The sequence below is a fragment of the Embleya sp. NPDC001921 genome, from assembly GCF_053594475.1.
This window is the reverse complement of sequence record NZ_JBSFEO010000005.1, coordinates 109582-122670: the sequence shown is the minus strand read 5'-3', so window position 1 is coordinate 122670 and position 13089 is coordinate 109582. Positions and strand designations below refer to the sequence as shown.

10 protein-coding genes are annotated in these 13089 nt (G+C 69.0%); 6 read left to right on the top strand and 4 right to left on the bottom strand.

Annotated elements, in window-relative coordinates; translation table 11 throughout:
* Window positions 1-71: 71 nt before the first annotated feature.
* Both ACWCPW_RS07580 and ACWCPW_RS07575 read right to left on the bottom strand, forming a co-directional pair.
* Window positions 72-1151 (bottom strand): inositol-3-phosphate synthase, encoded by a 1080-nt coding sequence (locus ACWCPW_RS07580; RefSeq protein ID WP_395867788.1) that lies wholly within the window; start codon window positions 1149-1151, stop codon window positions 72-74.
* A 48-nt stretch (window positions 1152-1199) separates the two neighbouring features.
* Window positions 1200-1859, bottom strand: a complete 660-nt coding sequence (locus ACWCPW_RS07575) for a PadR family transcriptional regulator (protein ID WP_395867789.1) — start codon at window positions 1857-1859, stop codon at window positions 1200-1202.
* 372 nt (window positions 1860-2231) lie between these two features.
* On the opposite strand from ACWCPW_RS07575, the gene ACWCPW_RS07570 reads away from it, so the two are divergent.
* Together ACWCPW_RS07570 and ACWCPW_RS07565 are read left to right on the top strand one after the other, a co-directional pair.
* Window positions 2232-4763 (top strand): transglycosylase domain-containing protein, encoded by a 2532-nt coding sequence (locus ACWCPW_RS07570; RefSeq protein WP_449760625.1) that lies wholly within the window; start codon window positions 2232-2234, stop codon window positions 4761-4763.
* A 97-nt stretch (window positions 4764-4860) separates the two neighbouring features.
* Complete coding sequence (locus ACWCPW_RS07565; RefSeq protein WP_449760808.1) at window positions 4861-6318, top strand: glycosyltransferase family 87 protein; 1458 nt, start codon at window positions 4861-4863, stop codon at window positions 6316-6318.
* A gap of 70 nt (window positions 6319-6388) precedes the next feature.
* On the opposite strand, the gene ACWCPW_RS07560 is transcribed toward ACWCPW_RS07565, so the two are convergent.
* Together ACWCPW_RS07560 and ACWCPW_RS07555 are read right to left on the bottom strand one after the other, a co-directional pair.
* Entirely contained in the window at window positions 6389-7420 is a 1032-nt protein-coding gene (locus ACWCPW_RS07560; RefSeq protein ID WP_449760624.1) for an alanine racemase, read from the bottom strand.
* Window positions 7421-7554: 134 nt separating this feature from the next.
* Complete coding sequence (locus ACWCPW_RS07555; protein WP_449760623.1) at window positions 7555-8673, bottom strand: lipid II:glycine glycyltransferase FemX; 1119 nt, start codon at window positions 8671-8673, stop codon at window positions 7555-7557.
* A 241-nt stretch (window positions 8674-8914) separates the two neighbouring features.
* Between ACWCPW_RS07555 and urtA the strand changes: the two genes are divergently transcribed.
* From urtA to urtD, 4 genes are all read left to right on the top strand, one after another.
* Window positions 8915-10159 carry an urea ABC transporter substrate-binding protein gene (gene urtA, locus ACWCPW_RS07550; RefSeq protein WP_449760622.1) on the top strand — a complete coding sequence of 415 codons (1245 nt, stop codon included), beginning with the start codon at window positions 8915-8917 and terminating at the stop codon, window positions 10157-10159.
* Between the two features lie 125 nt (window positions 10160-10284).
* Complete coding sequence (gene urtB, locus ACWCPW_RS07545; protein ID WP_449760621.1) at window positions 10285-11178, top strand: urea ABC transporter permease subunit UrtB; 894 nt, start codon at window positions 10285-10287, stop codon at window positions 11176-11178.
* On the top strand, window positions 11175-12296 hold the full coding sequence (gene urtC, locus ACWCPW_RS07540; protein ID WP_449760620.1) for an urea ABC transporter permease subunit UrtC: 1122 nt from the start codon (window positions 11175-11177) through the stop codon (window positions 12294-12296). The genes urtB and urtC overlap by 4 nt, the downstream gene beginning before the upstream one ends.
* Window positions 12293-13081 (top strand): urea ABC transporter ATP-binding protein UrtD, encoded by a 789-nt coding sequence (gene urtD, locus ACWCPW_RS07535; RefSeq protein WP_449760619.1) that lies wholly within the window; start codon window positions 12293-12295, stop codon window positions 13079-13081. The genes urtC and urtD overlap by 4 nt, the downstream gene beginning before the upstream one ends.
* Window positions 13082-13089: the final 8 nt, after the last annotated feature.

Here is a 13089-nt window from a genome sequence, read left to right as displayed (position 1 = left end):
CCGACTCCTGGGCGGGAGCCGGGCCTTCGATCACCCGAGGTCACCCGGCCGGATCGGCCGAGCGAGGCGGGTCAGCGCTCGATGTCGCCCTTGATGAAGGACTCGACCGCGTTGCGGGCCTCGTCGTCGAAGTACTGCACCGGCGGCGACTTCATGAAGTACGAGGACGCCGACAGGATCGGGCCACCGACGCCGCGGTCCTTGGCGATCTTCGCGGCGCGGACGGCGTCGATGATGACACCGGCCGAGTTCGGCGAGTCCCAGACCTCGAGCTTGTACTCCAGGTTCAGCGGAACGTCACCGAAGGCGCGACCCTCGAGGCGCACGTACGCCCACTTGCGGTCGTCGAGCCACGCGACGTAGTCCGACGGGCCGATGTGCACGTTGTCCGCGCCGAGGTCACGGTCGACCTGCGAGGTGACGGACTGCGTCTTGGAGATCTTCTTCGACTCCAGGCGCTCGCGCTCGAGCATGTTCTTGAAGTCCATGTTGCCGCCGACGTTCAGCTGCATGGTGCGCTCGAGCAGGACACCGCGGTCCTCGAAGAGCTTCGCCATCACGCGGTGCGTGATCGTGGCGCCCACCTGCGACTTGATGTCGTCGCCGACGATCGGCACGCCCGCCTCGGTGAACTTGTCCGCCCACTCCTTGGTCCCGGCGATGAAGACCGGGAGGGCGTTGACGAACGCGACCTTGGCGTCGATGGCGCACTGGGCGTAGAACTTCGCCGCGTCCTCGGAGCCCACCGGGAGGTAGCAGACGAGGACGTCGACGGCCTGGTCCTTGAGGACCTTGACCACGTCGACGGGGGCCTCGGTCGACTCCTCGATGGTCTCGCGGTAGTACTTGCCGAGACCGTCCAGGGTGTGCCCACGCTGCACGGTGACGCCCGACGGCGGCACGTCGCAGATCTTGATCGTGTTGTTCTCGCTGGCACCGATGGCGTCCGTGAGGTCGAAGCCGACCTTCTTGGCGTCCACATCGAAAGCGGCCACGAACTCGACGTCACGCACGTGATACTCGCCGAACTGCACGTGCATCAGGCCGGGGACGCGGCTGTTCGGGTCGGCGTCCTTGTAGTACTCGACGCCCTGCACCAGCGAAGCGGCGCAGTTGCCCACGCCGACGATGGCTACGCGAACCGAACCCATTCCGGTTGCTCCCTGTGATCTCGACGAAGCCGCCATGAACCGGCGACCTCAGTTGTTGGATGCGGACGGGTCCGAGGCCACGTCCTGGGTGGGGGTCCGAAGCCGGTCGGCGTCCTTCGACGCGTCGACCGGGGTTTCGGGACCGGCGGCGTCCGGAGTGGCTCCGGCGTGCCGTTCGGCGGTGATGAGCTCGTTCAGCCAGCGCACTTCGCGCTCGACCGACTCCAAGCCGTGTCGCTGCAACTCGAGGGTGTAGCCGTCGAGCTTCTCCCGCGTCCGGGTCAGCGACCCGCGCACCCGGTCGAGGCGTTCCTCGAGCCGGCTGCGCCGACCTTCGAGGATACGCATGCGCACCTCGTGGTCGGTTCGACCGAAGAAGGCGAAGTGCACGCCGAAGTTCTCGTCCTCCCAGGCCGAGGGCCCGGACTCGGACAGCAGTTCTTGGAAGTGCTCCTTGCCCTGTGCCGTCAGCTGGTAGACGATCCGGGATCGCTTGCTGCCGGCGAGTGCCGTCACCTCCGGAACCTCCTCCGCGAGCCAGCCCCGTTCCAGCAGGGACTTCAGGCAGGGGTAGAGGGTGCCGTAGGCGATGGCACGGAACGAGCCGAGCACGGTGTTGAGCCGCTTGCGCAGTTCGTAACCGTGCATGGGGGAGTCGTGCAGCAGGCCGAGGATCGCGAATTCGAGGACGCCACCGCGCCTGCTCATCGCCTTCCTCCATCCATGCTGACCGGGCCGGACGTGGGTCCATCCGCGATCGTGGGATACGGTCGCAGCCGACCTTCGTCCGGCCGGGGCTTCTGTGCCCCCGGCTCGATGTACCGGCCCGATGTATCGAACCGATACATCGAGACGATAGGTCTCCTTGCCGTGTGGTGGCAAGGCGGCCGCCGGTGACTCGGGTCACAGGCAGGTCACAGTGAGGTCGCGAAAGCGGTTCCGCGTAGTCTGTTCCGCCGTGTGGTACCTCAAGCCCCGCTTCCTGCGGAACCGCCCCCCTCGCGCGTGCGTCCTGGGGAGCGGAGAGCCACGACCCGTGCGTCCGACCTCCGCGTCGTACGGCCGAGGAGTAGCGAACGCATGAGTGAACATCGCCGTAGATCACAACAGCCGCGTCCCGAGGGGCGCGGTGACTCGTATTCGGGGGGCGCGGCCGGCGCCGGAGGCGGGACGCCGCCCGGCGGCTCGTCGCTGCCCGCCGGGCCGGGAGGAGACGACGAGGAGCGCCCGCTCTCGCGTGTGGAGGCCCGAGCGGCCGCCCGCGGGGGCGGCCGACGCGCCGCCAACGGCACCGCGGCCGGGGGCCGATCACGGGCCAACGCCGGTCCGCCCCGGAAGAAGCGGTTCATCGACTACCCGAGGTACGGCAAGACCGGCGTGCGCCGCTGGTTGCCGTCCTTCAAGCAGATCCTGGCGATGATCCTGTTCTTCCTCGCGTCGATCATGGGCCTGGCGGCCCTGGCGTACGCGATGGTCAAGGTGCCGGACCCGAACGCGAACACCACGTATCAGTCGAACATCTACTACTACGCCGACGGGAAGACCGAGATCGGTCGGACCGGTCAGGTCAACCGGCAGAACGTGACGGTGGACCAGATCCCCAAGCACGTGCAGCGGGCCGTGATCGCGGCGGAGAACCGGTCGTTCTACAGCGACTCGGGCGTCTCGCCGAAGGGCCTGCTGCGCGCCGGGGTCACCATGGTCAGGGGTGGTGACACGCAGGGTGGTTCCACGATCACCCAGCAGTACGTCAAGAACACCTATCTGACCCAGGAACGCACCTTCAAGCGCAAGTTCAGCGAGATCTTCATCGCGCTCAAGGTCGACCGGCAGATGCGCAAGGACGACATCCTCGTCGGTTACCTCAACACCGCGTTCTACGGTCGCAACGCGTACGGCATCCAGGCCGCCGCGCAGGCCTACTACGGCAAGAACGTCGGCGAGCTGAACGTGGCCGAGGGCGCCTATCTGGCGACCCTGCTCAATGCGCCCGGCATCTACGACGTGATCGAGTTCCCCGGCCAGATCGAGAAGGTCAAGGGGCGCTGGGCCTACGCGTTGGACGGCATGGTCAAGGAGGGCTGGCTGACCAAGGCGGAACGCGAGACGCTCCAGTTCCCGATGCCGATCAAGCCCAAGCCGGCCGCGAACAAGGCCGGCCAGGCGGGTTACCTGATGAAGGTGACCGACCAGTACCTCAAGGCCAACAACGTGATCCCCGAGGCCGAACTCGCGCGCGGCGGCTTCAAGATCGTCACCACGTTCGACAAGGCCAAGCAGGACGCGGCGGTCGCGGCGGTCAAGGACCAGTTGACCTCCGAGCTGAAACCGGACAAGAACGAGGCGGACCGCTACATCCGTACCGGCCTGGCCTCGGTGGTCCCCGGCGACGGGGCGGTGGTAGCCCTCTACGGCGGTCCGGACTTCGTCCAGCAGGAGTACAACGACGCGGTCAGACGCGACATCCAGGCCGGTTCGACGTTCAAGTTGTTCGTGCTCGCGGCGGCGCTGCGCGACGGCGGGGCGGACGCGAAGCCGATCGGCCCGGAAAGCATGTACAACGGCGACAGCAAGATCCCGATCAAGCTGCAGAGCGGTCAGATCTTCAAGGACGACAAGTCCGGCAAGGAGTATCTGGCGCCGAACGAAGGGGACGTGGACTACGGTCCGGTCCCGATCACCAGAGCCATGGAGAAGTCGGTGAACACCGTCTTCCTCCAACTGGCCGCCGACGTGGGACCGGAGAAGGTCAAGAAGGCCGCGATAGACGCCGGACTGCCGCCGGACCTGGGCTCGTTCGAGCCGACCCCGACCATGGCGCTCGGTGTCGCGCCGCCGAGCGCGCTGGACATGGCCGAGGCGTACGCCACCTTCGCGGCCCGCGGCCTGCACGCGGATCCGTACTGGATCAAGGAAGTCACCCACGGGGGCTCCAAGGTCGAGCTGCCCAAGCGCGAGACCAAGCAGCTCTTCCCCAAGAACGTCGCGGACACCGTCAACCAGGTCATGCAGCGGGTGGTGGACAACCCGCCGCTCAACGACGGCACCGGTCGCGCGGCGAAGGCGCTGAACCGGCCGGTGGCCGGCAAGACCGGTACCACCGACGGCAACAACTCCGCGTGGTTCGTGGGGTACACGCCCAACCTGGCCACCTCGGTGGCGCTGTTCCGGGAGGACCCGAACACGCACGCCCGGCTGTCCCTCAAGGGTCTGGGCGGTCGTGACTCCGTGCACGGTGGTGACGTCCCCACGCTGGTGTGGACCGCGTACATGAAGAGCGCGGTGCAGGGTCTGCCCTCGTCCGACTTCGCCACGCCCGGCGAGAAGTTCGAGGACAAGGACAGGGTGACGCTGCCGCCGACGACCGCGCCGCCGACCAGCCGCGCGCCCACGACGCCGCCGCCGTCGTCCACCGCGCCGCCGACCTCCGCGGCGCCGCCGTCGTCGACCTCGCCCGGTGGCTCGCAGGGCAGTACGGGTGATCCCGGGGGCGGGCACTCCACCAAGCCGCCGAACAGCACCAGGCCGCCGAGCACCGATCCGCCCGGCGGCCCACAGGGCAACACCCGCGGCGGTTCGAGCGGCTTCATCATGGGCGGCCGGGGCGGTTGACCGGCGTTAGCCTTACGCGTGCCCCATCGCTTCGGCGGTGGGGCACGCGTTGTCGTATCCGGCCGGCGAGGGCGACCTCCTCGTGGAGCGCGAGAGGATGGGCGCCATGACGCCGACATCGACCGAACCCGTCCTGCCCACTCGGGACGATCCGGTGGTCCGCGCCGGCAGCGAACTCGTCGGCGGTCCGGCCGGGCGGCGCATTCGTTTCGTGCCGGACCGGTGGTGGACCCCCGTCCGGGTGCTCGTGCTGCTCGCGGTGGTCTGCTTCGCGCTCGGGATCATGCAGAAGAAGCCCTGTTACGACGGGGGTTGGTTCTCCGGCAGCACGCAGTACTCGCACGCGTGCTATAGCGACATGCCGCACCTGTACATCAATCGCGGTCTCGCGGACGGGAAGATCCCGTACTTCCAGGAGACCGGCGACAAGGACATGAGGTTCCTGGAGTACCCGGTGATCACCGGCGGGGTGATGGCCTTCGCCGGGACCCTGGCGCGCGCGGCCGGGGACATCACCGACGGCGATCTCCAGGACGAGCAGTTGTGGTTCGTCATGATCAACGCGTTGATCATGATGGCCTGCGCCGTGGTGACCGTGGTCGCGGTCAAGGGCACGTCCGGGCGGCGGCCCTGGGACGCGGCGATGGTGGCCTGCGCGCCCGCGTTGGCGCTCAACGGGCTGATCAACTGGGACCTGGTCGCGGTCGCGCTGACGGCGGTGGCCATGTGGACGTGGGCGCGGCGCAACGTGGTGGTCGCCGGGGTGATGATCGGCCTGGCGACCGCGGCGAAGTTGTATCCGGTGTTGTTGCTGGCACCGTTGTTCCTGCTGTGTCTGCGCTCGGGCCGGCTGGTCCCGTTCGCCAAGACCGCGGCGGCGGCCGTCGTGTCCTGGCTCGTGGTGAACCTGCCGGTGATGCTGGTCTACGACGGCCATTGGTACGAGCGGCGAGACTGGTACATCCGCGAGGGCTGGAAGCTCTTCTACACGTTCAGCCAGGACCGGCCCGCCGACTACGGGTCGATCTGGCTGATCGTCCAGCAGCGCGACGGCAGACCGCTGGAGCACCTGAACAGCTACGTCACCGCGATCCTGGTGCTGTGTTGCCTGGCGATCGCCGCGCTGGTGATGTTCGCGCCGAGGCGGCCGAGGTTCGCCCAGGTGGCGTTCCTGATCGTGGCCGCGTTCGTGCTGACCAACAAGGTCTACTCGCCGCAGTACGTGCTGTGGTTGATCCCGCTGGTGGTACTGGCCCGGCCGCGCTGGCGGGACTTCCTGATCTGGCAGGCGTGCGAGGTCACGTACTTCCTCGGCGTGTGGATGTACATCGCCTCGTTCTCCGGCAAGGGCCTGTCGCAGAACGCGTACCACGTGGTGATCCTGCTGCACCTGCTCGGCACCGCGTACATCTGCCTGGTGGTGGTGCGCGACATCCTGCGCCCCGATCGGGACCCGGTGCGCGCGGACGGCAGCGACGACCCCTCGGGCGGAGTGCTCGACCGCGCGCCGGACGTCTTCGTGCCGACCTCGGTCCTGGCCCGCGCGGGTCGCTGAACACCACGAGGCGGCCTCGGCCGCGGCGGTTCGCCCGCCGCCGCCGAGGCCGCCTCGTCGTTCGGGCCGCTCAGCGAAGGGCGATCCGGTCGAAGTGCGTCGTGGTGTGCCGCAGCGCGGCCTCCAACTCGTCGCCGGGCTTGGGCGGCGCCACGTCGTTGGCCAGGAACAGCAGGCTGACCTGCATGTGCGGCGGCTCGGCGAACCAGCGCTGCTTGCCCGCCCAGGTGAACGGGGACAACGAGCGGTTGACGGTGGCCAGGCCGGCCCGGGCCACGCCCTTGGCGCGCGGCATCACCCCGCGCACGGTCTTGGGGGCCTCCAGGCCCACCCCCTGCGCGGTGCCGCCGCTGACCACCACCAGGTGCCCGTCGCTGGGCGCCTTGCGCTGGCGGTAGCCGAACCGCTCGCCGCGCGCGATGCGCACCACGTCCAGCACCGTCCCGCGACTGGCCAGCACGTCGTGGTCGCCCAGCCACAGGTCGGTGCCGATCCGCGGCCGGAACTCGGTGTCCGGGTGCCGCTCGCGCAACGCCGCGAGCTCGGTGGCCTTCAGGTGGCTGACGTACATCGTGCGCACCGGCAGCCGCGCCGCGCGCAGCCGCTCGACCCAGCCCACCACCTCGGCCACCGGGTCGTAGCCGTCCGGGTGGTCCAGCGGCAGGTGCAGCGAGAAGCCCTCGAGGCGCACGTCGTCCATCCCGGTGCGGAGCTTGACCAGCTCCTCCTCGGTGACCCCGTCGCGCTTCATCGTGGTCATGCACGCGACCACCACCCGGCAGCCCACCAGGTCCCGGGCGGCCTGCACCGAGGACACCGTGCGGATGGTGCGGTCCGGCAGCGGGACCGCCTCCTCGCCGCGCAGGTACGGCGTGAGCACCAGCACCTTGCCGTCGAAGTGGTCCTTGACCACCGCGGCCTCGTACGTGGTCCCCACGGCCACGGTGTCCACGCACATCCGGGTGGCCTCCTCGGCCAGCCTGGGATTGGTGAACCCGTACCCGTTGCCCTTCATCACCGGTACGAGACCGGGGAACGTGTCGCGTACCTCGTCCTGGTGCTTGCGCCAGCGGGCGGCGTCGACGTAGAGCGTGAGCGACATGGGCGCTTCGGGGCCTTCCGTGTGCGGGGCTTGCCCTTGGGGAACACAGGGCGGAGGCGGGGGACACGCGACGCCGGCCGCGTCACGATGATCATCACGTAACAGCCAACGACACAGGTGCCGCCGGCGTTGCGTCAACGACGCGACATGTACATGTCGAGTGCCTTGTGCAACATCTTGTTGAGCGGGAAGTCCCACTCGCCCAGGTATTCGACGGCCTGGCCGCCGGTGCCGAGCTTGAACTGGATGAGGCCGAAGAGGTGGTCGTTCTCGTCCAGGGTGTCGCTGATGCCGCGCAGGTCGTACGCGGAGGCGCCGAGCGCGTACGCGTCGCGCAACATCCGCCACTGGATCGCGTTCGAGGGGCGCACCTCGCGCTTGTGGTTGGCCGAGGCGCCGTACGAGTACCAGACGTGGTCGCCCACCGTGACCATCGTGGTGGACGCGAGCACCTCGCCGTCGTGCTTGGCCAGGTACAGCCGCATGCGCTCGGGGTCCTCGGCGTTGAGCGCCTTCCACATGCCCTGGAAGTAGGCCAGCGGGCGCGGCGTGAAGTGGTCGCGCACGGCGGTGACCTTGTAGACCTCGTGGAAGACGGGCAGGTCGTCGTAGCCGCCCTGGACCACGTCGACGCCGGCCTTCGTGGCCTTCTTGATGTTGCGTCGCCACAACTGGTTGAAGCCCGCGTGCACGTCGTCCAGGCTGCGCCGGACCAGCGGCACCTGGAACACGTAGCGCGGCTGCACGTCCCCGAAGCCGGCGCCGCCCGACGCGTCCTGCTGCCAGCCCAGGCCGCGCAGTTGCCGCTCCAGCTCGGCGCCGCGCTCGTCGGTCCAGTCCGGGGTCAGATCGCGCAGCCGGTTCGCCGACTTGGCCGCGATCGCCTTCTTGATCGTGTCCGCCTCCCAGCGGGCGATCACCACCGGCGGGCCCATCTTGACCGAGAACGAACCGCGGCTCTTGAGATGCGCGAGCATCGGGTCGAGCCACTTGCGCAGATCGCCGTCGAACCAGTCGATGACCGGTCCCTCCGGCATGTACGCGAGATAGCGCTTGATCTTGGGCAATTGCCGGTACAGCACGAGTGCCGCGCCCACCACCGCGCCCGACTCGTCGATCCAACCGATGCTCTCGGACCGCCACTCACTCTTCACCGCGCCCCACGAAGGGCACTGAAGAAAGCTCACGGAGGGCCTGCCCTTGATGAAGGCGAGATGCTCCTCGGCGGTGAGCGTCCTCAGGCGCAAAGACATGTAAGAGCTCCTCGAAATCGGTTCGGCCGTGACAGAGGTTACTGCGCCTTTGGGCGCTATGGATCGTGCCGGGCGGCACACGCGGGACGGTACGCGGACAATTCAGGCTTTCGTCGTCGAAACAGGCGCTTGACTGTGTCAGTAATCAGCAATCGTCGCTTAACAATCGCGACTCGGCGGGGAAACCGCGTCTCGCCAGACTCCGTACGTCATCCCCCGGAACCGAAGGAGTCCCGGCATCGTGCGGAAAATCACGGTTTACCGACCCTGGGCACGCGTCGCCGCCCTGTCGCTGGCCGCCCTGCTCGTCACCTCCTGCGCCGCCGACGACAGCACCGCGAACAAGAGTGCCGCCGGGCCGGACGTCGGCGGGGACTCGGTCAAGGTCGGGGTGCTGCACTCGCTCAGCGGCACCATGGCCATCTCCGAGGTGACCGTGAAGAACTCGGTCCTGCTCGCGGTCGACGAGATCAACGCCAAGGGCGGTGTGCTCGGCAAGAAGATCTCGCCGGTCACCGAGGACGGCGCCTCCGACTGGCCGACCTTCGCCGAGAAGGCGCAGAAGCTGATCTCCCGGGACCGGGTGGCGGTGACCTTCGGCGGGTGGACCTCGGCGAGCCGCAAGGCGATGTTGCCGGTGTTCGAGAAGAACCGACAACTGCTGTTCTACCCCGTGCAGTACGAGGGCCTGGAGAGCTCGCCGTACATCTTCTACACCGGGGCGACCACCAACCAGCAGATCGTGCCGGGCCTGGACTACCTCAAGAGCCAGGGCAAGAAGAAGATCTTCCTGGTCGGCAGCGACTACGTCTTCCCGCGCACCGCCAACAAGATCATCAAGGCGTACGCGAAGGCGAACGGCATGGAGGTGGTCGGCGAGGAGTACACGCCGCTGGGCCACACCGAGTACAGCACGCTGATCAACAAGGTCGAGTCGGCCAAGCCCGACGCGGTGTTCAACACCCTCAACGGCGACAGCAACGTGGCCTTCTTCAAGCAGTTGCGCGGCAACGGCGTCGGCGCGGCGAGCATGCCCGTGCTCTCGGTCAGCGTCGCCGAGGAGGAGGTCCGGGGCATCGGCCCGGACAACATCGTCGGCCAGCCGGTCGCCTGGAACTACTACCAGAGCACCGAAACCCCGCGGAACACCGAGTTCGTCGCCGCCTACAAGGCCAAGTACGGCGCGGACAAGGTCACTTCGGACCCGATGGAGGCCGGCTACAACTCGGTCTACCTGTGGAAGGCCGCGGTCGAGAAGGCCCGGAGCTTCGATCCCGAGGCGGTCAAGAAGGCCGCGGACGGCGTCTGGATCGACGCGCCCGAAGGCCGGGTCACCATCGACGGCGCCACCCAACACGTCCACAAGACCGCGCGGATCGGTGTGGTCCAGCCGGACGGCCTGATCAAGGAGGTCTGGAACTCCGGGGCGCCGATCAAGCCGGATCCCTACCTCAAGGCCTACCCGTGGGCCTCGGGCCTGTCCTAGTCGGTCGACGCGGCCGGTCCGGTGACGCGGGCCGGCCCGGCCCGGTGACGCGACCCGGCCCGGCGACCCGGCCCGGCGACCCGGGAGACAGGGACAGGGACCACGGAGACAGGAGGTATCACCCGGTGCAGGCATTCCTGAACCAATTGCCGATCGGCCTCGCGATCGGCGCCGTCCTGCTGCTGATCGCGCTCGGCCTGACCTTCACCTTCGGTCAGATGGGCGTGATCAACATGGCCCACGGCGAATTCATCATGGCCGGCGCGTACACCGCGTACATGGTGCAGGCGCCGGTGGCGGCACTCGGCCTGAAGGGGCAGGCCGTACCGGTCGCCCTCCCCGTGGCGTTCGTGGTCGCGGGCACCATGGGGCTGATCCTGGAGCGGGCGCTGATCCGCCGCTTCTACGGCCGGCCGCTGGACACGCTGCTGCTCACCTGGGGCGTGTCACTGGTGCTCCAGCAGGTCGCGCGGGATCTGTTCGGCGCCCCCAACGTCCAGGTGGTGGCGCCCGATTGGCTGGTCGGCGGGGACCAGGTGTTCGGCGTCCGGATCCAATACGCCCGGGTGTTCATCCTGGTGCTGGCGCTGGTCTGCGTGGGTGCGATCCGGGTCTACCTGGACCGCACCCGCCAGGGTCGGCGGATGCGGGCCGTGATGCAGAACCGCCGGCTCGCCGCGTGCAGCGGCATCGACACCGGGCGGGTGGACCAGCGCACCTTCTTCATCGGATCCGGCCTGGCCGGCGTGGCCGGCGTCGCGCTGACCCTGGTCGGCCCGGTCGGGCCCTCGCTCGGCACCTACTACATCGTCGACGCGTTCCTGGTGGTCGTGGCGGGCGGGCTGGGCCGGCTGGAGGGCGCGGTGATCGCGGCCTTCGCGCTGGGCCTGATGAACAGCTACCTGGAGTACTGGTCGGACGCCTCGCTGGCCAAGGTGCTGGTCTTCGCGGTCGTCATCGGCTTCCTGCAACTGCGTCCACAGGGCCTGTTCGTGCTGCGCTCCCGGGCGCTGACGTGAGCGGCCCCGCGGGCCGCCGGTGGGCCCGATCCGAGAACTGGCGCGGGGTGGTCGGCTTCGTCGCCACAGCCCTGCTCGTGTTCGCCGTCGCACCCGCGACGTTGAGCCCCTTCCGCCTCGAACTCCTGGCCAAGTACCTGTGCTTCGCGATCGCCGCGCTCGGCATCGGGTTGGCCTGGGGCAAGGGCGGGATGTTGACCCTGGGCCAGGGGGTGTTCTTCGGCCTCGGCGGCTACGCGATGGCGATGCACCTCAAACTCGCCGAGGCGGGTCCGGGGCAACTGCCCGACTTCATGGTCTGGAGCGGGGTGGACCGACTCCCGATGGTGTGGGAGCCGTTCCGCCAACCGTGGTTCGCCCTGGCGATGGTGGTGCTGCTGCCGGGCACCGTCGCCGCGCTGCTGGGCCTGCTGGTCTTCGGCCGTCGGGTACGCGGCGCCTACTTCGCCATCCTCACCCAGGCGCTCGCCGCCGCGTTCACCATCTGGCTGGTCGGTCAACAGGCCCTGACCGGCGGCACCAACGGGCTGACCGACTTCGGCACCTTCTTCGGCCTGGACCTGGCCGCCGACGCGGACCGGCGCACCTTGTACTTCGTCGTGGCGATCGTGCTCGGCCTGCTCTATCTGGGTTTTCGGCAGGTCGTGGCGAGCCGGTTCGGCCGGCTCCTGGTGGCGGTGCGCGACGGCGAGGACCGGGTCCGCTTCCTGGGCTACGACCCGGCGCTGGTGAAGACCGCGGCCTTCACCCTGTCCGCGATCTCCGCGGGCATCGCCGGTGCGCTGTTCGTCCCGGTGGTCGGCATCATCTCGCCCGCCCTGCTGGGGGTGGTGCCCTCGCTGGAACTGGTCTTCGCGGTCGCGGTCGGCGGTCGGTACGCGCTGGCCGGCGCGATCCTGGGCGCGGTCCTGCTCAACTACGCCAAGACCACGTTCTCGGAGAACTACGCGGACGGCTGGCTCTACCTCCAGGGCGTCCTGTTCATCGTGGTGATGGCGTTCGCGCCCAAGGGTGTGCTCGGCCTGGTCGGGCAGATCCGGGACACGATCGCCCGCCGCCGTCCGACGCGCGCGAGTACGCCGGTGCGCCCCCGTACCGCCGAGGAGGTGTCCGGATGAGCGAGCCACTGCTGAGCGTGCGGGGTCTGGGGGTGGTGTTCGGCGGATTCCGCGCGATCGACGGCGTCGACCTGACCGTCGAGGAGGGCGAGCTGCGCTTTCTGATCGGTCCCAACGGGGCGGGCAAGACCACCCTGATCGACATCGTCACCGGTCTGACCCGGCCCACCGAGGGCAGCGTGCGCTTCGCCGGCACCGAGTTGGTCGGCCGGCGCGAGCACCAGGTGGTCCGGGCGGGCATCGGTCGCACCTTCCAGACCGCGGTGGTCTTCGAGGAGTTGACCGTCGAGGAGAACGTCGACCTGGCCGGCTCGTTCCGGCTCGGCCTGCACCGCCTGCTGCGACGACGGCGCGGACGCGGCGCCGCGGTGGAGGCGGCGCTGGTGGACACCGGCCTGATCGACCTGGCCGACCGCCCGGCCGGCGTGCTCTCGCACGGGCAGCGGCAGTGGCTGGAGATCGCCATGCTGCTCGCCCAGGAGCCGCGCCTGCTGCTGCTCGACGAGCCGGTGGCGGGCATGTCCCGGGACGAGCGCGAGCGCACCGGCGCACTGCTCACCGCGATCGCCCGGGACCGCACGGTGATCGTGGTCGAACACGACATGGAGTTCGTCCGCGCCTACGCGTCCACGGTGACGGTGCTGCACGAGGGGCGGGTGCTCACCGAGGGCGACATGGCCTCGGTCCAGGCGGATCCGACCGTGCGGGAGGTCTATCTCGGCCGCGCGCGCGAGGCGCGGACCCGGACGGCCGGCGAGGCCCACGAGCGGGAGGCGGTGTCCTGATGGACGCG

Coding starts and splice junctions, on each gene's coding strand:
- ACWCPW_RS07580 (WP_395867788.1), bottom strand. CDS start 1,151: ATGGGTTCGGTTCGCGTAGCCATCGTCGGCGTGGGCAACTGCGCCGCT.
- ACWCPW_RS07575 (WP_395867789.1), bottom strand. CDS start 1,859: ATGAGCAGGCGCGGTGGCGTCCTCGAATTCGCGATCCTCGGCCTGCTG.
- ACWCPW_RS07570 (WP_449760625.1), top strand. CDS start 2,232: ATGAGTGAACATCGCCGTAGATCACAACAGCCGCGTCCCGAGGGGCGC.
- ACWCPW_RS07565 (WP_449760808.1), top strand. CDS start 4,861: ATGGGCGCCATGACGCCGACATCGACCGAACCCGTCCTGCCCACTCGG.
- ACWCPW_RS07560 (WP_449760624.1), bottom strand. CDS start 7,420: ATGTCGCTCACGCTCTACGTCGACGCCGCCCGCTGGCGCAAGCACCAG.
- ACWCPW_RS07555 (WP_449760623.1), bottom strand. CDS start 8,673: ATGTCTTTGCGCCTGAGGACGCTCACCGCCGAGGAGCATCTCGCCTTC.
- urtD (WP_449760619.1), top strand. CDS start 12,293: ATGAGCGAGCCACTGCTGAGCGTGCGGGGTCTGGGGGTGGTGTTCGGC.